Here is an 18,944-nt window from a genome sequence, read left to right as displayed (position 1 = left end):
CAAGGTCCAGCGTCAGCCGAACACCCAGTGCGCCACCGTGAAGATCGCCAGCCCCGCCAGGCCGCCCACCACAGTGCCGTTGATCCGGATGTACTGCAGATCCCTGCCCACCTGGAGTTCGATCTTGCGTGAGGTCTCCTCGGCATCCCAGCGGGCCACAGTGTCGCTGATGACCGCCGCGATGTCAGAGCGGTAGGTCTTGACGAGATAAGCCGCGGCGTCGCCAATCCAGGTGTTGACCTTGCCGGCAAGTTCTTCATCATTGACCAGCCGCGCGCCAAAGTCCCGCACGGCGCTTTTGAAACGGAGGGACAACTCGCTGTGGGGATCGTCGACGGCGGACAGCAGCGCGTTCTTGACGGTGCCCCACGTGCGGGAGGCAAGTTCGCGGATCTCGGGATCTCCCAGGATCTGCGCCTTGATGACCTCCGCCCGGGCAATCATCGCCTGGTCATGCTGGAGGTCCTGGGCGAGGTCGGTCAGGTAGGTGTCGATCGAACGCCGCACCTGGTGGTTTGGATCCTGCTGCACCGCCCGCACGAACCTGGAAAGCTCGACATGCACTTTGTCACCGACCAGGCCGTCCACGAAGGAGGGAACCCAGAGGGGCGAGCGGTCCGAAACCAGCCGGTTCACCGTGTTGCGGTTGGCCTCCACCCAGTCCACGGCCCGGTCCACCAGGAGGTCAACGAGCTTGTGGTGGTGGCCGTCAGCGAAGATCCGCTCGGCCATGCGGCCAACAGGCGGTCCCCAGGGCGGGGTGAGCAGGTGCTTCCTGACCATCGCCTCGATCACCGCCTGCACGTCGTCGTCATTCAGGACCTTGAAGGCACCCCGGATCGCGGCCCCGCCCTCCTTGGCAACGCGCTCGGCACCGCCGGGTCCGGCCAGCCAAGCCCCGGCCTTCCGGGCAATGTCCACGCTTTCAAGCTTTTCCCGGACCACCTGCTCCGAAAGGAAGTTGGTCTTGACGAAGTCGCTGAGGGACTCGCCAATCTGGTCCTTTCGGCGCGGAATGATGGCCGTATGCGGGATTTTCAGCCCCATGGGGTACTTGAAAAGCGCGGTCACCGCGAACCAGTCGGCCAGCGCACCCACCATGCCGCCCTCGGCCGCGGCCCGTACATACTCCAGCCACGGATACTGCTTCTGCAGGGCGAACGCAATCGTAAAAACCACGGCCATGGCAAGCAGGAGGGCTAGGGCCAAGGTCTTCATGCGGCGCAACGCAGCGGCTTTTTCGAGGTCGTTACCCAAGGGTTCGACGCCGCTGTCCCCGGCTGGCGCCGTCGAATCTTGGGTCGGCACTGCGCGATCGCGGGCAGGAGCCTCGGCGACGGAGGTTGGTTCAGAGTTCACCTGCATGTGCCCAGCGTAACGCCGCTGCCGTCTCCCGGTGGGCTACCGTTTGATCATGACAGTCGACGAGTCAGTGCCCGGCCGGCCCGGTGAGCAGTTCCTGCCCCGCCGTCCCAAGGTGTTCGCGCACCGGGGTTCCAGCCATGCCTTCGCCGAACACACCCGGGCCGCCTACCTGAAAGCCCTTGCAGATGGCGCGGACGGGGTTGAGTGCGACGTCCATCTGACCAAGGACCAGCATGTCGTCCTGCTCCACGATGCGAACCTGGACCGCACTTCCGACGGCACAGGGCCTGTGGCCGACCGCACGCTCCGCCAACTCCGTTCCCTGGATTTCTCATCCTGGAAAGGCGTCCGCATTCCCGAGGAATTCGGCGGCATCGCGGACCAGCTGTTGACGCTCGGCGCGCTCGTGGACATCCTTCGAAGCGCTGGCCGGCCGGTGGCGCTCGCCATTGAGCTGAAACATCCCAGCCCCTTCCAACTGAAACTCGAGGACCGGGTGCTGGAGGTGCTCCGGGGGCATGGCTGGACGCCCGGAGACTCCATGCTGGACAACATCCACGTCACATTCATGAGCTTCAGCCCCGAGGCCGTGAGGCACCTGCTCAAGAGCGTGCCGGCCGAATTCATCTGCCAGCTGGTGGACGACGTGAATGTGTCGGAGCTCCGCCAGGAACTTGGCCTGGGAGCCTTCACCGCGGGGGCCGCTGCCAAAGTCATGAAGGCCGCACAGCTCGAGGGCGAGCGGATCCTTGACGAACGCCAGGTTGGCATAGCGGGGCCCGGCGTTGATTATGTGAGGCAGCATGCCCGGACCGTGCAGCGCTGGCTGGACTCCGGCCTGCGCTTCCGCGTCTGGACAGTAGACACCGAACAGGACGTTGCCCTTTGCCAGGGTCTTGGCGTGCACGAGATCACCACCAATAAGCCCGCCCAAGTATTGGCGCAGGTTTTGGCCTAACAAGCTCGACCACCAGAAGACCAGCAACTCCGTGGTTTTAGTCCACTGCGTTTAGTACTCCATGGAACGCTGTGGTTGCATGGAGGCATGCTCCCTCAACGGTCAAACACCTCGATCCGGACCGTATGGACTGTGGCCCACAGTGCGCTGCTTCTTGCCAGCGCCATGAAGCATTTCCGCGAGCCGCACCTCTTCTATCCCTTGGTTCCGGACTTCCTATGCCGGCCGGATCAGGCCGAGCCAGAGGCCACGGCCCCTGGGCTCAACGGACACCTGGCGGTCCTGTCCAGGGAAGAATGGGTGGCAGTCAGCGGACTCCTCCAGGTGACGGCCGCCGTCGGGCTTCTCCTCCCGCCCACGCGCCGAGCCGCCTCCACGCTGTCGACGGCGCTGTTCGTCGCCCACGCAGCCGGCCTGCTGGCCGGGATGAAGAAGGGGACGGTGCTGGAGGGGACGGTGAAGCCTTGGGCGAAGCGCCGGGAGCAGTGAACTACAAGGACATGAAGCTGCGGGAGTCACCCGCATTCAAGGTCGCCTTGTCGCTGAGCTTTGCCACCGGCCTTTACGGCGTGTCCTTCGGCGCCCTGTCCGTGGCTTCCGGCTTTGACGTGTGGCAGACAATGGCGCTGAGCCTGCTGATGTTCAGCGGCGGATCCCAGTTCGCCCTGATCGGCGTTGTGGCCGGGGGCGGCTCGGGTATTGCGGCAATGACGGCTGCGGCCCTCCTGGGACTCCGCAACGGCATCTACGGCATGCAAATGAACGCCATGATGCACCCTCGTGGGTGGCGACGATATGCTGCGGCCCAGTTCACCATTGACGAAACTACTGCTACCGCCCTCGGACAACCGGATCCACACGAGCAAAAGCGTGGCTTCTGGACTGCAGGCCTGAGCATCTTCGTGCTGTGGAACCTGTTCACGGCCGTGGGGGCGCTCGCCGGCGATGCCATGGGCGACCCCAAGCAGTGGGGGCTCGACGGCGCTTCGGTTGCGGCGTTCCTCGGCCTGCTGTGGCCCAGGCTCAAGGGACGCGAGCCGTGGGCTATTGCGGCCGCTTGTGCCTTGGCAACAGTCCTGGCCGTACCGTTCGTCCCAGCCGGAGTGCCCATCCTGATCGCCGGGGTCGTGGCCGGCACACTTGGCTGGCTCAGTCACGGCCGGAGCGACGAGGGCATGGAACCCGACGTCGATCCTTATGGTCACGGCCACGGTCACGGCCAAGCCCACGGCCACAGGGGGCAGGACTAAATGGAGCTGTGGATATGGATCCTGGTGGCCTGCGCAGTGGCGTACGCTACCAAGCTCGCAGGCTATTTTGTTCCGGGCAAACTCCTCAAGAGCCCGCGGATGACGCGCGTAGCCGGGACCATGACGATCGGCCTGCTGGCCTCCCTGACCGTGGTCAACGCCACGGCCGCCGGCCAGTCGGTAGTGCTGGACGCAAGACTCGGAGCCCTGGCGGTGGCCGCCGTCGCCCTGTGGCTCCGGGCGCCGTTCCTGGTGGTGGTGTTGTCAGGGGCCGCCGCGGCGGCAGGGCTCAGGATGCTTGGCTGGAGCTGAAAGCTACAACGTCATCCCGGGGATCGGCGTCTGTGGCGGCAGCGGCCGCGCCAGGCGCTCGGTGCGGATGGCGTCCTCCACCAGGGCCACCGGACGGTCCCAGGAATTAGACCCGGGCTCCATGGTGTCCACGGCGCCGATCAGCATGGCGAGCATCCTGACCATGTCTTCAATGGTGATGTCGCGGCGGATCGAGCCCTGGCCCTGCGCCCGGATCAGCAGCACGCCCACCGATTCGATCAGGCCGCGGGTGATGCCTGACAGCAATCCGCGGCGGCCGGCCACCGCCCCCAGCAGGTTGGCGTCCTCGCTGGCCACCTGCATAACGGCGTCGATTACACGGAACAGCCCGACGGCAGCGTCCATGCCGTCAAGCGCCTCGGCCACTACCGGGTCCACATTCCGGCGGAGCTGCCGTGACAGCGCGGCCAGCACCAACTGTTCCTTGTCCGAGAAGTTTCGGAACAGCGTGGCAGGGCCAACTCCGGCGGTCACGGCGATGGTCTGGAGGGGAACTTCGGGGCCCTGTTCGCGGAAGCACTGGCGTGCGGCGGTGATGATTTTGTCTACGTTGCGTGCCGCGTCGGCGCGAAGGGGCTTGCGTTCAAGGGGCCGGTCCATGCTGTCACATTAGCAACGCAGCACCCAGCACCGGCTGTTACTTGTAAGTAGCAGGCAATATGGCACTTTTCACGTGAAACACTGGGCTCATGTTGCTCGCTTTCTCAGTTGCCCCCTCCGGCCAGCCGCCTGCTGCTCCCGATGCTGCCGCACCTGCCCCTGCCGCTGGTCGGCCCGCTGATGCCTCCGTCCATGACGCCGTGGCTGAGGCCGTAAAAATCGTCCGCGAATCAGGACTGCCCAACCACACCGACTCAATGTTCACCACCATTGAGGGAGAGTGGGACGAGGTGTTCGACGTCGTCAAGCGCGCCACGGAAGCTGTGGGGAAATACGGCAGCCGGGTGTCCCTGGTGATCAAGGCAGACATTCGCCCGGGCTACACCGGTGAGCTCACCGGCAAGGTGGAGCGGCTCGAAAACGCTATTGCCGACGCCAGCTAGGAGCCAGAGTGGCTAGCTGCAAGACTAGCTAGCTGCAAGACTGGGCCGCATGATTGAACATGACGCCCAGCCCGGCTGGGTAGCCGTTGAAAAGTACTTGTCCGACGTCGTCGTCCAGCCCGACGCGGCCTTGCAGCGGGCGGTGCGCACCGCCGTCGACGCCGACATGCCGCGCATCGAGGTCGCCCCCAACGCCGGGAAACTGCTCAAGCTCCTCGTTCAGGTGTCAGGCGCCCGCAGGGTGCTGGAGATCGGGACGCTGGCCGGCTTCAGCACAATCTGGATGGCGCGCGGACTGCCCGACGACGGCAGGCTGCTCACGTGCGAATACCTCCCCAAACATGCTGCGGTGGCGCGCACCAACGTGGATGCCGCCGGGATCGGCCACAAGGTTGAAATCCGGGTCGGCGCGGCCCTGGACACACTTCAGGTGCTGGCTGACCTTGGAGTGGAGCCCTTCGACTTCGTGTTCATCGACGCCGACAAAGAGAACGACTCGCACTACCTCGAGTGGGCCATCCGCCTGGGACGTCCGGGTACCACGATCGTTGTGGACAACGTCATCTGGGAGGGCGCGATCCTAGAGCCGGAACGGGATGAGGTCAACGCGCCCGGCATCGTCAGCGCCTTGGAGATGATGGGCAGGGATCCACGTCTGGATGCGACCGCGATCCAGACCGTCGGCACGAAGGGTTGGGACGGCTTCGCGCTGGCTGTCGTGAAATAGGTGCTGTACTAGGCGCTGTCACCGCCTTCCGCTGTCCTCGCGACCGGAGTCCTCGCGCTGGCTGCGTCCGCCGTGGTCGTCCTGGTGCTGGGAGTCCTCGCGGCTATGCCGTTCCCGCAGTTCCCGCCCGTGACGGACATCCTCTTCCTCGCGCTCCTGGAGCTTGTCGCTCTGCTTGGTGTCCCGCGGCGGCAGTTGGAGGGTTTCCTCAGCCTCGATTCCCGCTTGCAGCTGGCGTCCCCGCTCCATCTCGGCGTCGAACTCCGCTCCGAACAGCAAGGACATGTTCATGATCCACAGCCAAAGCAGCAGGACGATGACGCCGCCGATCGCTCCGTAGGTCCTGTTGTAGTTGCTGAAGTTGGCCACATAGAAACCAAAGCCCAGCGAGGCCAGCACAAAAACAACAAGGGCAATGAATGAACCGATGCTCATCCAGCGGAACTTGGGTTGTTTCACGTTGGGCGTGGAGTAGTAGAGGATTGCGATCAGCAGGACCACGAGGGCCACGATGACGGGCCACTTGGCGATGTTCCAGGCTGTGAGAAACGCGCCGCCTAGGCCTATGACGTTACCGACGGCTTCTGCAACAGGGCCGGTCAGCACCAGCATGGCGGCAAGCACTGCGACAATGAGCACCGAAGCCACGGTGACTCCGAGCATCGTTCCGCGGAGTTTGACGAATCCGCGGCCCTCGTCGATTTCATAGACCCGGTTCATAGCCCGTCCGAAGGCTCCGACATAGCCCGCCGCCGACCAGAGGCCTGCCGCGATACCAACTACCAGTGTGAGCCCGGCGGCGGGGGATGAGACAAGCTCTTGCACGGGGTCCCGGATGATGTCTACGGTGCCGCCCGGCGCTATTCCTTGGGCGATCTCCAGGACGGCGGACGTGGTCCTTTCCGCCTGCCCGAAAACGCCAAGCAGGGAGACAAGGGCCAGCAGTCCCGGGAACAGTGACAGGACTGCGTAATAGGTGAGCGCAGCCGAGAGGTCCGGACACTGATCGCGAGTGAATTCCCGGAACGTCTTCTTGGCTACGTATGTCCACGATGGCTTCGTGATATCGGTCGGACTGTCCGGCTTCCGCGCGTCATCCGGGGCGGGCGCAGTGCTGGCTTTGGCCGTACTGGCTTCCGACTGCGGGGTATCCCCGGTGCCATCGTTCGGCGTCGTTGTTGCGTCCTTCGCCATGGGAATCTTCCTTACCGCTTGCTGATTTCATAGGGTGTTTTGCCGAAAGCGCTGCGAAACGCAGGCCGGCCGCCACGCAGGGCTGCGGGGCGGCCGGACGCTTCCAAGTGCTTTTCGTCAGGCGCCCTGGACGTTGCCTTTGGCGTCGTCGGCCCGGTCCTTGACATCCTCGACGGCGGTCTGGCCCTCCTCCTTGATGTGTTCCTTGGCGTCCATGGCGGTTGTCTTGACGCTTTCCATGGCCTCCTGGGCTGGTTCCTTCAGGCCTTCCGCTACCTCCTTTGCAGCTTCCGTCAGTTGCGTTTTGACGGGTTCGGCAGCGGACTTCACGGCCTCGGCTGCTTGCCGCTCCTTCTGGCTTGGCGGGATGAGTGAGCCGGCGAGCAGGCCCGCCCCGAAAGCGATCAGCCCTGCGGCCAGCGGATTGCCCTGGGCTTTGGCAGCGACCCGTTGTGGCGCCTCGCTGATGGCCTCGCCGGCATCGCTCATTGCCGAGCCGGCGTCATCCATGGCGGATCGTACGTTCTGCCTGGTGTCGTCCGCGGCACCCATGACATTCTCCTTTACACCGAAGATGGCGTTCCTGACTTTTTCGGTTCGCCGCTGGATAATGTGCGACGGGGTGACTTTGTCTGCCACCGCGTCAACGTTCGTGCCAAGGCGGCGGCGGGTCTGTTCAATGTCGGCGCGGATGACGTCGGGTTTATCGCTCATCGTGTTCCCTCGCTTGGTTTCAATGTTGGTGGAATTTCCTGGAGCGTTTCGGCGGTGCGGGGCATGCCTTGGATCGCCTTGAGCTCCCTACGGCCCACAGCAGCCAGGATGGCGGCAATGATGCCCCAGATCACGGCTACCACTACCGCGGACCAGCCGAGCCCTATGACCAAACCCAGGGCGTACCACAGCGCGAAGGAGAGGAAGAGGAGGACAAAGTGTCCTGCCACGCCCGCTCCCGCCAACATTCCGCTTCCCTTGCCGGCCCGGGTTGCGGACTGCTTCAGCTCGACCTTGGCCAGTTCTACTTCCTGGCGCATCAGGGTGGAAATGTCTCGCGTCACCTCTCCCAGAAGGTCTCCAAGGGAGTTTGTTTCGGCCTTGGCGTGCGCTTCTGAATCCGGGATTTCGCTGCTCATATTTGTCGGCCACCTTCAGTAAAGTAGGGATCCTCCTCCGGCCGGCTCGGGATACCGCCTCCGGCAGCTCCCGCTGTCGTGACGTCGGGGCCCGGCAGCTCGACGGTTGGCGGCGGTACGGCCGTGCCCGCCGTTGGAGGGCCAGCAAGCGGTGTGCCTGGTGCCTGATAAGTGCCTGGTGCCCGATAAGTGGGCGACACTGAACCGCTCCTTGACCCGGAATCCGGCGCGCCGGCACTCAGGCTCCTGCTGAGGCGTCCGGCCAGCACACCGGCACCTGCCGCGATCAGGAGGAACGTGCCAGGCCGCTGGCGGGCGAAGGACTTCACTTCGTCAAGCAGGGAGCCAGGGTCCCTTCCTTCGAGCCAGGAGGCGATGGAGGTGGAGCGCTCGGCGGCCTGCTTCACCAGGTCGGATGCGACGCCGGGCTGGTCCGAGGCGTTGGCCATGGTGCGCAGCTGGTCGGCGACGGACTTCAGGCCTTGTGCCACTTTCTGCTGCTGGGTTCCGGCCTGGTCGGTCAGGTCCGTCTTGGCCTGGTCGAGGAGATTCCTCGCGCTGCTCTTGGCTTCTTCGGCGACATTGGCGGCTTCAGACTTGGCTGTTTCCGCCACGCCGCGGGCAGATTCCTTGGCTTGCCGGGCAACTTCGCTCGCTTCCTCCTTAGCGACGTCGGCTTTGCCGCCCATGGCCCCAGTGGTCTCTGTTCCGGTGGTTCCGGTGGTTCCCATGCTCGTGGTTCCCATTCCGGTGGTGCCCATCTGGGTAGTTCCGGTCCCGGTGGTTCCGGACGTGTCAGAATACGTTTCCGTTTCATCAAGGGGTGTGGACGCCGGCGGCAGGGGATTGCCGTAGGCGTCGGTTTTCTGCTCGGCCGGCGTACGAGGCCTGTAACTCCCGTCCTGCGGCCATTGGTTCTCTGTCATCTTCGCTCTCTTTCCAAGAAGGTCGGCTGCTGATCAAGAACCAGCATCACTGGCCCTAAAATAGTAAGCACGATTACTACCTAATAGTAAGTACCCTTTGTTTTACTTTCGGAAAGAGCTCCAGCTGTTGAGGCTGTTGAGGACTATGCGTTCCGAACTACTCTTGACGGATGGCTTTCACCCTTCGTCCCGGCACTGTGGATGACGCCGAAACCATGGTCCGCATGCACATCATGTCTTGGCGCGAGAGCTATGCCCACCTGCTTCCGGAAGAATTCTTTGCTGAGCGTGAGGCGAATATCGGGGCTCAGATCGAGCGCCAGAGGACTTCGAACTTAGGCTCAGCTGTTCCCTTGCTGGCCCACGACGACGACGGATGCCTGGTAGGCATCGCGGCTGCGGGGCCAGGCCGCGACGAGGACAGCCCACACCTTCTGGAGCTGTATATGCTGTACACCCTTCGGCGGGTACACGGGGCAGGAGTGGGGCAGGCCCTGGTTGATGCCCTGCTGTCGGGGGAAGCAGCTTACCTCTGGGTCCTAGAGGGCAACCCACGGGCACAGGCCTTCTACCGGAGGAACGGGTTCGAGCCCGATGGCAAGCGGCAGCTGCTGCCCCCGCGGTGGTACGAACTGCCGGAGATCCGCATGGTGCGGCCCGCCGTCGGGCGCTGAGACGCCGTAGGGCATTGAGGCGCGTCCCCGCCGTCGGGCGTTTAAGTGGGCCCGGCCGCCGGGATCGGGGACCAAAGACCCAAGACAGCCCGTATGTAGTGGCGTCAACTGGTAGTAGCCCGAGTGGGAGGTTGCAATGGAAAAGATTACGATCATCGGCACCGGAATGATGGCACGGAGCCTGGCCAAGACTGTTCTCCTGGCGGACCGGTCGCTGCAGATCTTGGGACGCAATGAAACCAAGGTCCGCGACTTGGTCGAGTCCCTGGATCCTGGAGCCGCAGGAGGGGCTCTGGGAGACCCGATCGAAGGCGAGATAGTCTTCCTGGCCGTTCCCTATACCGAGACGGGGAATGCCATCAAAGAGCTCGGCCAAGGACTCGAGGGGCGGGTCGTGGTTGACATCAGCAACCCTCTTGACGCCTCAAGCTTCGACCGCATGCTGACACCGCCTGGTATATCGGCCGCAGAAGAGACCGCCGAACTGCTGTCCGGCCGGGCCGACGTCGTGAAGGCGTTCAACACCGTCCTGTCGAAGACGCTGGAGGTGGGCTCTGTGGCAGGGCAGCACCTCGACGTGTTTGTGGCCGGCGACTCCGAGGCCGCCAAGGAAAAAGTCAGCGCCATGATAGCCCAGGCCCGAATGCGGCCCATCGACGCCGGGCCACTGCGGCGGGCCCGTGAACTGGAGTCCTTCATGCTGCTGATCATGGGGCTGCACGCGAGCGGGAAGCACGAGCATTTCAATTGGGACACCTCGCTGAGGATCCTGCCCTGAGTGGCCAAGCACGCGACGGCAAGAAATCGGCTGGTATTGACTAGGGTTGAAGTATGACTTCCTCCGCCACCCCATCGGCAACCAGCTGATGGCCAAGCGCAAGGGCGGCAAGCCCGTCGAAGTCACTGCCGGCACCCGTCTGGAGGGTCCCGCCGAGGGCGTGTATTACATCGACACAGGAGACTGTGAACTGGTCCAGGACCCCGACAACTCCAACGGTTGGCTGCTCCGCATCAACGGCGTGATGAGCTCTCACATCGACCTCGCCGATCCGTTGTTCCTGGACTTTGAATACATGCGCTGGATCGCCGCCCTGGTGGAATCCCGCTGGCGGCCCGAGACCAGGCCAAAACTCAGGCTCCTGCACCTCGGTGGGGGAGCGTGCTCCCTGGCGCGGTATTTCAATGCCGCCTACCCCCAGGCCCGGCAAGTGGTCGTGGAACTCGACGGGAAGCTGGCCGACTACGTCCGCGGCTGGTTCGACCTGCCAAAGGCCCCGCTGCTGCGCATCAGGGTAGGGGAGGCGCGGACGGTCACCGAGAGCCTCACCCCCCAAACAAGGGATGTCATCATCCGCGACGTCTTCGCAGGGGCGCTTACTCCGCTGGCCCTGACTACCCGGGAATTCAACGACCACGTGGATCGGGTGCTGGCCCCTGGCGGGCTCTACGTGGCCAACTCCGGGGACGCCCCGGATCTCAGGAGCGCCCGTGAGGATGCAGCCACCATCGCTGCCACGTTCGAGCACACCATGATCATCGCGGATCCGGCCATGCTTAAGGGCCGCCGTTATGGAAACATGGTTATGGCGGGTAGCCATGAGCCGTTCGACGACGACCCCCAGCTCGCGCGGAGACTGCTGGGTGGCGCTGTCCCGGCCCATATCTGGGATGACGCAAAGGTGCGCGCATTCGCCGCCGGGTCAACCGTCCGACACGATACGCCGCTGATGGTCCAGCCCGCTGTGGATGAGCTTGCCAGTGGTGGATGAGCTTGCCGCTTGTGGTTGAGGGTGTCGAAACCCTGAACCGGACTCTGCTTACAATCGACTGGTATCGACTATTGAGGGAATCATGAAGAAACTCACTACTGCCTTGCTCGCTGCCGGGCTCCTCGTTTCCGCGTCCGCGTGCGCTGCGCCGAAGCTGACCACCGCAGAAACCTGTGACCGGGTCAACCTCGTTGTGTCGAGCCCCACCGGAAATATGGGCAAGACGGGAATGACCCGGCTGGCCAACGCGATCCGGCCCATTGAGGCGGTGTCTTCGGACGATTTACAGCCCTCGCTCAAGGCAATCCTGGACTACGCCGACGAATCCGTGAAAGAGCACCCGGATTCCGCACGGATGGCCGAGCTCCAGGCAGGCTTCCAGAACGCAGGAAGCACCTACAGCCAGATCTGCGGCGCCGGCCAGGCCGGCGGCTAAGCCCTTAGTGGCTTGGCTGGGGCCACGACCGCCGGGTCCGTCTACCGAGTAGTGCCTCGCGCTGCACTACCGTCTGGTCGCGGATAGCCTGCACAACGGCAGCGACGGCGGGCCGCCGCATCGAGTCGGGTCGCAGCACCATCCAGTAGGGGAGCCGCTCGGCGAAGGCCTCGGGCAGCAGCCTGACCAGGTCATCGTGGAGATCAGCCATGAAGCAGGGCAGGAAGCCGACGCCGGCCCCCGCACGGGTGGCCTCCACGTGTACAAACACGTTCGTGGAACTTAGCCCGTCCCGCATCGCGGGCACGAGGCGGCGCGGTGCGTCCAGGTCATCCACCTGCAGCATGGAATCCACGAAGTAGACGAGTTGGTGATGCGCCAGCTTGTCCACCGTTGCGGGCATGCCGTATTCATCCAGGTATGCGCGGGAAGCGTACATCCCCAGCACGTACTCGCCCAGCTGGAAAGCCTCGGCCCGGTGCACCTGCGGCTCGCCGACCACCACCTCAATATCCAAGCCCGAACGCTGCTGCAGTGCCCGCCGAGTCACGGTCACGATTTCCACGCTGAGCCCCGGATGCTCCCGCCTCAGGCGGGCAACGGCAGGAGCCGCGATGTACGCGCTGAAGCCGTCGGTTGCGGTCATGCGAACGACGCCGGTGATTGGATCCGGAGCTCGATCGGCCTGCCCAAGAAGTCCGACGGCCGCCTCCACCTGTTCGGCGATGGCCACGGCTTGCGCGCCAAGGTCCGTGACTTCCCAGCCGCCGGCGGCCCGGGCGAGAACGCGACCGCCGAGGGCCTTTTCCAAGGCCGCGATCCTTCGCGAAACTGTGGTGTGGTTCAAGCCCAAGGCCTGGGCCGCCGTCGTAAATTTCCCCGACCGGGAAACGGCGAGCAGGACAAGCAGGTCATCTGGATTGGGGTTCATCTCTGCAATTCTGCACATGCGCGGTGCCGATTTGGCCATTGAGCCGCCCTGAATGTGCGGCAATACTCATTGAAGCATTCCCGTGCTGTAGATCACAGCCAAGACGGATCACAGTGCGTGTCAACGAGGACACTAAGGAGATGGACATGAGCGTAGGACAACGCTCCGGACAAACAGCCGGTAAGGGTTCCGGCCTGAAAAAGATCGTGGCCGCCTCGATGGTGGGCACCGTGGTGGAGTGGTACGAATTCTTCCTCTACGCCACCGCCGCAACGCTTGTATTCGGCAAGTACTTCTTCCCGAGCACAGGCAACGAACTGGATGGAGTTATCCAGGCCTTCCTGACGTACGCCGTAGGCTTCGTTGCCCGTCCGCTTGGCGGAATTGTCTTCGGCCAGATCGGCGACAAGCTGGGCCGCAAGCCCACGCTGCAGCTCACCATCATCATCGTGGGAGTCTCCACTTTCCTGATGGGGTGCCTGCCGGGCTTCGCCGAACTCGGGTACATCGCCCCGGCGCTCCTCGTGGGCCTGCGCTTTATCCAGGGCTTCGCGCTGGGTGGGGAATGGGGCGGCGCGGTGCTCCTCGTGGCCGAGCACAGCCCGAACGACTCGCGCGGTTTCTGGTCCAGCTGGCCACAGGCGGCTGTCCCGGTAGGCAACCTGCTGGCCACCCTGGTGCTGTTCATCATGTCCAAGGCCCTCAGCAGCGCAGACTTCCTCGGCTGGGGCTGGCGCGTCGCGTTCTGGCTCTCCGCCGTTATCGTGTTCGTCGGCTACTATATCCGGACGCACGTGACCGAGGCGCCCATCTTCCTCGAGGCCAAGGCCCAGGTGGAAAAGGAGCAGGCCGTCAGCTACGGCGTCGGTGAGGTCCTGCGCAAGTATCCCAAGGGCATTCTCCAGGCCATGGGACTGCGCTTCGCGGAAAACATCATGTACTACCTCGTGGTCAGCTTCTCGATCGTGTACCTCAAGAGCGTCCACCAGTACGACACCTCCTCGCTGCTCCTGGCACTCCTGATCGCCCACGTGGTGCATTTTGCGGTCATTCCGCAGGTGGGCCGACTGGTGGATTCCTGGGGACGCAGGCCCGTCTACCTGGTCGGGGCTATCTCCGGCGCGGTATGGCCGTTCTTCGCCTTCCCGATGTTTGATACCAGGAACGCGCTGATTATCGTCCTGGCCGTGACCATCGGCCTCTGCCTGCACGCCTTTATGTACGCTGGACAGCCCGCCATCATGTCCGAGCTATTCCCCACCCGGATGCGCTACTCAGGCGTATCCCTCGGCTCGCAGGTTACCTCGATCTTCGCCGGTTCCCTTGCCCCGCTGCTCGCCACGCAATGGCTCAAGGACACCGGATCCTGGCTGCCCACCGCGATCTACCTGGTAGTTGCCTGCGCCGTCACCACGGTTGCCGTGCTGACACTTCGGGAGACCAAGGGCATCGCGCTGGAAGAAGTGGATAACGCCGACGCCGAGCGCCACGGCCTCGCCACTACCTCGGCAACCCGATAGGGGCCCGGACCCATGGAGAATGCATTCAACGGACGCAAGGCACTTATCACTGGCGGGGCAAGCGGGATCGGGGCAGCTTGTGCCCGGGCTCTTGCGGCACGCGGTGCGAAAGTGGTGGTGGCCGACGTCGATGCCTCCGCGGCGACCGCGCTCGCCGACGAACTCGGGGGCACCGCCTGGGCGGTCGACCTGCTCGACACAGGCGCGCTGGCCGCGCTCAGCCTGGATTGCGACATCCTGGTCAACAACGCCGGCATCCAGAAGATCGCGCCCATTGAGGAGTTTGAACCCGCCGAATTCCGCAGAATCCTTGCGCTGATGCTCGAGGCTCCGTTCCTGCTGATCCGTGCCGCCCTGCCGCACATGTATGCCAACCGCTTCGGCCGCATCATCAATCTCTCCTCGGTGCACGGGTTGCGCGCCTCCCCATACAAGAGCGCATACGTTTCTGCCAAGCACGGGCTGGAAGGGTTGAGCAAGGTCACGGCGCTTGAGGGCGGGGAGCACGGCGTCACGTCCAACTGCGTCAATCCCGGCTACGTCCGGACCCCACTGGTGGAGAAGCAGATCGCGGACCAGGCACAGGTGCACGGCATCCCGGAAGCGGAGGTGCTGTCCAGGGTGATGCTTACGGAGTCAGCCATCAAACGGCTTGTGGAACCCGAAGAGGTGGCCTCGCTGGTGGTGTGGCTCGCTTCGGACGACGCCGGCATGGTCACCGGCGCCAGCTACACGATGGACGGTGGGTGGTCGGCGAAGTAGTGCAGGACGCCTGCCCCTATTCAACTGCGCCTACTCGACGAGGCGGAGCATCCGGTAGTCGTACAGGACCAGGTCGTCCCCAAGGGTCCTTAGCCCGACGAGATTGCCCTGCTTGAGCTCAACGATCCCTTCGATTCTGCCAACAAAGGGATCATCTGTGACGACGCAGTCGCCGATTCCGTACGGTACCATCGCCGCCCGCAGACGGGTCAGGACTGCCGTCAATAGCGAAGGAAACTGCCACCTGGTGGCGGATACCCGCTCCTTGGCTTCCGGCATGGGGATCACTCCTCTGCAGTGGGGGATTTTGAGAGCCGGACGGCGGCTTTCTTACCTCCGGCCGAGCATGCATCCACTGTAGAAAAGTAGTCACTTGTGTCACATCAGTAACAATTACCTCATTTTTCACAGCGCTTAAGGCAGTCAGGCGATGAGGTACTCAGTTTCGTCAGGACGAGTACTTGCCGGCCGCCCGCTAAGAGCTCTTGTTGCCTGTGAGCACGAGCGTTCCGCCCAAGCCGATCATCATCACTCCACCCGTGGCACTAACGGCAGAAACCCTGCGGGGCGACCGGGCGAACCATTGCCGTGCAGTGCCTGCGGCAAGGGCCCAGACGCTGTCGGAAATCAGGGCTATCAAGAGGAACACGCCGCCCAGCGTGGCCAGTTGAAATGGAATAGCCCCCGCCGAGTAGTCAACGAATTGAGGCAAGACCGCCACGAAGAAGACAAGCGACTTGGGGTTTGTGGCCCCCACGATGAATCCCTCACCGAGGAGTCGTTTGGTGGATGCTGTCGGTGTGGGATCTGCGGCAGCTTTCGACCGTCCCTTGCGTTGTCGGATCGCTTGGACTCCGAGGTAGATAAGGTAGGCGGCGCCAATAAACTTGATGATCGTAAACAGCACGACTGACTGCGCGAGCACAACGCCGAGCCCGACGGCCACGGCTGCGATCTGCAGCATCTCGCCCAGGGTATTACCCAGGACGCTTAGCAACCCGCCTCGACGCCCCAGCGCGAGCGACCTTCCCACAACGAAAAGGACGCTCGGCCCCGGAACGGCGATGAGCAGCGCGGAAGCCAAGGAAAAGGTCAGGAGGTTGGTTGCAGGAACCATGCCTGATCCTAACCCCGGCGGATTCTGTTGCGGGAGGTTCCGCCGAGGTTAGGAGTATGGGAAGGCGGGTTCGAGTGTCGGGCTTAGCGGGCGGCAGCGCCGGCGTCGTCTGCAACGGGCACCACAGGCAGCGGCGACGTTTCGTCCACAAGCTCGGCCCGACGTCGTCCGTTCCCCCTGACCCACAGCCGGAAGGCGAGCACAAGCAGGCCTAGCCAGACGGCACCCACGTAGAGGGCTACGCGCGTGTCCTCGAACACGCCGAGGATGACGATCACCATGGCCATGAACAGAATGGTGAGGACCGAGGCAGCCGGCCAGAGGGGCGATGGAAACTCCGACGCCGGAAGTCCCTTGCGCGCGATCTCCCGCTTCATGGCCACGTGGGACGCGAGGATCATAACCCACACCCATACGGTGGCGAAGGTGGCGATGGAAGCGATCAGCACGAAGACGTCTTCAGGAATCACGGCATTGAGGACCACGCCCACCAGCAGGATTGCCGCCATCATGATCACGGTCATCCAAGGCACGCCGTGCCGGGATACTCGCCCAAAGCTTTGGGGCGCGTGGCCCTGCCTGGCAAGCCCGAACAGGATGCGTCCGGCCCCGAAAATGTCGCTGTTGATGGCCGAGAGCGCTGCGGTAATCACCACGGCATTCAGGATGTGCGGGGCGGCGGGGATGCCCAGCCCGCTGAAGATCTGCACGAACGGGCTGCCATTGCTGCCGATCTCGTTCCACGGGAACAGGCTCATGAGCACGCCCAGCGTGAGTACATAGAAGAGCAGAACTCGGACAGGAACCGTGTTTACGGCCTGGGGAATTACCTTTTTGGGATCTGCCGCCTCGCCGGCGGTGATGCCGATGGTTTCGATCCCGCCGAAGGCAAACATCACGACGGCGAACGCGGCGAGCAGCCCTTCGAAGCCGTTGGGGAACAACCCGCCGTGTTCCACAAGGTTTCCAAGGCCGGGCGTCACGGAAGCGCCTCCAGCCTGGAAGCCGAAGATGATGATGGCGGCACCGCCAGCGATCATGGCAATGATGGCAACGACCTTAATGAGCGAAAACCAGAACTCCAGCTCACCGAACACTTTGACGCTGAGGAGATTCAGCGCGGCGAGGAAGAAGATAATGGCCAGCACCCAGATCCAGCGCTCCACTTGGGGAAACCAGAACCCCATATAGATGCTGAAGGCGGTGACGTCAGCTATGGCCACGATGGCCATTTCGAAGACGTAGGTCCAGCCCGTGACAAAACCTGCCAAGGGACCGAGGTAGCGGCTGGCGTATTGCCCGAATGAGCCTGAAACTGGGTGCCGTACGGCCATCTCGCCAAGGGCGCGCATCACCATGAATACCGCTGCTCCGCCAATCATGTAGGCCAGCAGCACCGCGGGCCCGGCTTTTTGGATGGCGGACGCTGAACCGTAGAACAAGCCGGTTCCGATGGCCGAGCCGAGGGCCATGAAGCGGATGTGGCGGACGTTGAGCCCGCGGTTGAGGACGGCGCCGGCCGCCTGTAAGGACGCGTCCTTCATGGCCAGTGTTAATTGCTGCATGCGAAAAACCTTCTCGTCATTGGGAGGGGATCGCTATCCAGCAGACCATTTATGTGGAAAACGTGAGGGCCCTCACGACGCTTCGGTGTCTTCCATTCCAGACGTCCGCCCGCTTATCCGCCCACACCGTGTCGCTGGAGCCACATCTCCAGGACGGCGAGATGCCACAGGATGTTTCCCTTGGCTGAGGTGAAACGCTCGTTGGGAGTTCCCAGCAATCCCTCTATGTAGTCAGCCCGGAAGAGCCTGCGTTGTTTGGCCTCCGGGGCATGAAGCGCGTCATGGACCATCGTGAGGAACGGTTCATCAAGGTGGCGAAGGGCGGGAACGGGGAAGTAGCCTTTGGGCCGGTCAATGACGGCGGCGGGCAGGATGGTCCGGCCCACATCCTTCAGGATGCCTTTGCCTCCCTGGCCCATCTTCAGCCCTGGCGGGCAGGCGGCCGCGAGGGCGACGAGGTCCTGGTCCAGGAAGGGAACCCGTGCTTCCAGTCCCCAGGCCATAGTCATGCTGTCCACCCGCTTGACCGGATCGTCCGGCATCAGTACATGCGCGTCCAGTCGCAGCACGGCGTCGAGGGCAGTGTCTGCTCCGGGCGCATTCAACTCCTGCGCGAGCCTCCTGCGGCTTACGTCTGCAGCGCACAGCCACTCGGGCTCAAGTACTTCGCTCATCTCGCCGTGGCCCCGATCAGCAAAGGCTGCGGTGAAGGCCTCCAGGGCATTTTCCCGGGGGACATCCCTCGCAGGCTGATGGTAGGCGTAGCCCGCGAACACTTCGTCGGCGCCCTGCCCTGACTGGACCACTTTCACGTGCTCCGAGACGGCTTTGGACAGCAGGAAGAAAGCCGTGACGTCGTGACTGGCCATGGGTTCGGGCATAGCGGCAACAGCATGGCCGATCGCCGGCGCGAAGTCGGACACCGGGATGTGAAGGCGATGGTGATCGGTGCCAAAATGCCTGGCAATCAGGTCCGAGTACTTAAACTCATCGCCGCTTTCACCCCCGGCGCCGTCGAACCCGATGCTAAAAGTGCTCAGCCCGCTCTGGCCCGCCTCCACGAGCAGGGCGACCAGGAGGCTGGAGTCGAGGCCTCCGGACAGGAGCACCCCCACCGGAACGTCGGCAACAAGCCTGCGCTGGACAGCCGTACGCAGCGACGCGAGGATCGCCTCCTGCCAATCATCCGCCGTCCACGAGGCATGCTCTTCCCGACGGACGTAGTGAAGTCGGCCCAAGGC

General features: G+C 63.7%; 23 protein-coding genes. 12 read left to right on the top strand and 11 right to left on the bottom strand.

What is annotated here, in order from left to right; translation table 11 throughout:
• Positions 1–12: 12 nt before the first annotated feature.
• Positions 13–1,365 carry a DUF445 domain-containing protein gene (locus tag J7E82_RS18070; RefSeq protein ID WP_214865140.1) on the bottom strand — a complete coding sequence of 451 codons (1,353 nt, stop codon included), beginning with the start codon at positions 1,363–1,365 and terminating at the stop codon, positions 13–15.
• 49 nt (positions 1,366–1,414) lie between these two features.
• Here J7E82_RS18070 and J7E82_RS18065 point away from each other — a divergent pair, with 49 nt between their 5' ends.
• The 4 genes from J7E82_RS18065 to J7E82_RS18050 all read left to right on the top strand — a co-directional run bounded on the left by J7E82_RS18065 (position 1,415) and on the right by J7E82_RS18050 (position 3,885).
• The gene (locus J7E82_RS18065) at positions 1,415–2,323 is read left to right on the top strand and encodes a glycerophosphodiester phosphodiesterase family protein (protein ID WP_214865138.1); all 909 of its coding nucleotides are present in this window, start codon (positions 1,415–1,417) and stop codon (positions 2,321–2,323) included.
• Positions 2,324–2,410: 87 nt separating this feature from the next.
• The gene (locus tag J7E82_RS18060; RefSeq protein ID WP_214865136.1) at positions 2,411–2,812 is read left to right on the top strand and encodes a hypothetical protein; all 402 of its coding nucleotides are present in this window, start codon (positions 2,411–2,413) and stop codon (positions 2,810–2,812) included.
• Positions 2,813–2,823: 11 nt separating this feature from the next.
• Positions 2,824–3,573 carry an AzlC family ABC transporter permease gene (locus J7E82_RS18055; RefSeq protein ID WP_214865247.1) on the top strand — a complete coding sequence of 250 codons (750 nt, stop codon included), beginning with the start codon at positions 2,824–2,826 and terminating at the stop codon, positions 3,571–3,573.
• Positions 3,574–3,885, top strand: a complete 312-nt coding sequence (locus tag J7E82_RS18050; RefSeq protein ID WP_214865134.1) for an AzlD domain-containing protein — start codon at positions 3,574–3,576, stop codon at positions 3,883–3,885.
• 3 nt (positions 3,886–3,888) lie between these two features.
• Here the strand turns inward: J7E82_RS18050 and J7E82_RS18045 are convergent, their stop codons facing one another.
• Positions 3,889–4,506, bottom strand: coding sequence for a TetR/AcrR family transcriptional regulator (locus J7E82_RS18045; RefSeq protein WP_214865132.1), 618 nt, complete (start codon positions 4,504–4,506; stop codon positions 3,889–3,891).
• 89 nt (positions 4,507–4,595) lie between these two features.
• On the opposite strand from J7E82_RS18045, the gene J7E82_RS18040 reads away from it, so the two are divergent.
• Together J7E82_RS18040 and J7E82_RS18035 are read left to right on the top strand one after the other, a co-directional pair.
• Positions 4,596–4,949 carry a thiamine-binding protein gene (locus J7E82_RS18040; protein ID WP_214865130.1) on the top strand — a complete coding sequence of 118 codons (354 nt, stop codon included), beginning with the start codon at positions 4,596–4,598 and terminating at the stop codon, positions 4,947–4,949.
• Positions 4,950–4,998: 49 nt separating this feature from the next.
• Entirely contained in the window at positions 4,999–5,676 is a 678-nt protein-coding gene (locus tag J7E82_RS18035) for an O-methyltransferase (protein WP_214865128.1), read from the top strand.
• Between the two features lie 18 nt (positions 5,677–5,694).
• Here the strand turns inward: J7E82_RS18035 and J7E82_RS18030 are convergent, their stop codons facing one another.
• From J7E82_RS18030 to J7E82_RS18015, 4 genes are all read right to left on the bottom strand, one after another.
• Positions 5,695–6,870: a YihY/virulence factor BrkB family protein gene (locus tag J7E82_RS18030; RefSeq protein WP_214865126.1), complete on the bottom strand. Its 1,176-nt coding sequence runs from the start codon at positions 6,868–6,870 to the stop codon at positions 5,695–5,697.
• Positions 6,871–6,987: 117 nt separating this feature from the next.
• Positions 6,988–7,584 carry a DUF3618 domain-containing protein gene (locus J7E82_RS18025; RefSeq protein WP_214865124.1) on the bottom strand — a complete coding sequence of 199 codons (597 nt, stop codon included), beginning with the start codon at positions 7,582–7,584 and terminating at the stop codon, positions 6,988–6,990.
• Positions 7,581–8,003 (bottom strand): phage holin family protein, encoded by a 423-nt coding sequence (locus J7E82_RS18020; protein WP_214865122.1) that lies wholly within the window; start codon positions 8,001–8,003, stop codon positions 7,581–7,583. Before J7E82_RS18020 ends, J7E82_RS18025 begins: the two co-directional genes overlap by 4 nt.
• The gene (locus J7E82_RS18015; protein ID WP_214865120.1) at positions 8,000–8,929 is read right to left on the bottom strand and encodes a hypothetical protein; all 930 of its coding nucleotides are present in this window, start codon (positions 8,927–8,929) and stop codon (positions 8,000–8,002) included. Before J7E82_RS18015 ends, J7E82_RS18020 begins: the two co-directional genes overlap by 4 nt.
• A gap of 170 nt (positions 8,930–9,099) precedes the next feature.
• Here J7E82_RS18015 and J7E82_RS18010 point away from each other — a divergent pair, with 170 nt between their 5' ends.
• The 4 genes from J7E82_RS18010 (at position 9,100) to J7E82_RS17995 (ending at position 11,808) form a co-directional block, all read left to right on the top strand.
• A complete protein-coding gene (locus J7E82_RS18010; RefSeq protein ID WP_214865118.1) occupies positions 9,100–9,603 on the top strand; it encodes a GNAT family N-acetyltransferase in 504 nt (167 codons plus the stop codon).
• 136 nt (positions 9,604–9,739) lie between these two features.
• Positions 9,740–10,381: an NADPH-dependent F420 reductase gene (locus tag J7E82_RS18005; protein ID WP_214865116.1), complete on the top strand. Its 642-nt coding sequence runs from the start codon at positions 9,740–9,742 to the stop codon at positions 10,379–10,381.
• 88 nt (positions 10,382–10,469) lie between these two features.
• Positions 10,470–11,372, top strand: coding sequence for a spermidine synthase (locus tag J7E82_RS18000; RefSeq protein WP_214865246.1), 903 nt, complete (start codon positions 10,470–10,472; stop codon positions 11,370–11,372).
• Positions 11,373–11,454: 82 nt separating this feature from the next.
• Positions 11,455–11,808 carry a hypothetical protein gene (locus J7E82_RS17995; RefSeq protein ID WP_214865114.1) on the top strand — a complete coding sequence of 118 codons (354 nt, stop codon included), beginning with the start codon at positions 11,455–11,457 and terminating at the stop codon, positions 11,806–11,808.
• Positions 11,809–11,812: 4 nt separating this feature from the next.
• Here the strand turns inward: J7E82_RS17995 and J7E82_RS17990 are convergent, their stop codons facing one another.
• A complete protein-coding gene (locus J7E82_RS17990; protein ID WP_214865112.1) occupies positions 11,813–12,739 on the bottom strand; it encodes a LysR family transcriptional regulator in 927 nt (308 codons plus the stop codon).
• Between the two features lie 146 nt (positions 12,740–12,885).
• Between J7E82_RS17990 and J7E82_RS17985 the strand changes: the two genes are divergently transcribed.
• Positions 12,886–14,259, top strand: a complete 1,374-nt coding sequence (locus tag J7E82_RS17985) for an MFS transporter (RefSeq protein ID WP_214865110.1) — start codon at positions 12,886–12,888, stop codon at positions 14,257–14,259.
• A gap of 12 nt (positions 14,260–14,271) precedes the next feature.
• Entirely contained in the window at positions 14,272–15,021 is a 750-nt protein-coding gene (locus J7E82_RS17980) for a 3-hydroxybutyrate dehydrogenase (protein ID WP_214865108.1), read from the top strand.
• Between the two features lie 30 nt (positions 15,022–15,051).
• On the opposite strand, the gene J7E82_RS17975 is transcribed toward J7E82_RS17980, so the two are convergent.
• The 4 genes from J7E82_RS17975 to J7E82_RS17960 all read right to left on the bottom strand — a co-directional run.
• On the bottom strand, positions 15,052–15,300 hold the full coding sequence (locus J7E82_RS17975) for a hypothetical protein (protein WP_214865106.1): 249 nt from the start codon (positions 15,298–15,300) through the stop codon (positions 15,052–15,054).
• Positions 15,301–15,496: 196 nt separating this feature from the next.
• Positions 15,497–16,138, bottom strand: coding sequence for a LysE family translocator (locus J7E82_RS17970; protein WP_214865104.1), 642 nt, complete (start codon positions 16,136–16,138; stop codon positions 15,497–15,499).
• Positions 16,139–16,221: 83 nt separating this feature from the next.
• Complete coding sequence (locus J7E82_RS17965) at positions 16,222–17,703, bottom strand: amino acid permease (protein ID WP_214865102.1); 1,482 nt, start codon at positions 17,701–17,703, stop codon at positions 16,222–16,224.
• A 113-nt stretch (positions 17,704–17,816) separates the two neighbouring features.
• Positions 17,817–18,944: asparagine synthase-related protein (locus J7E82_RS17960; protein ID WP_251042089.1), on the bottom strand; the 1,128-nt coding region annotated here is incomplete at its 5' end.

Origin of the sequence: Arthrobacter sp. ISL-30, from assembly GCF_018613855.1 — a bacterium.
Classification (GTDB): Bacteria; Actinomycetota; Actinomycetes; order Actinomycetales; family Micrococcaceae; genus Arthrobacter.
Note: the sequence above shows the minus strand (reverse complement) of the source record. Positions and strands in the feature narration are given on the sequence as shown.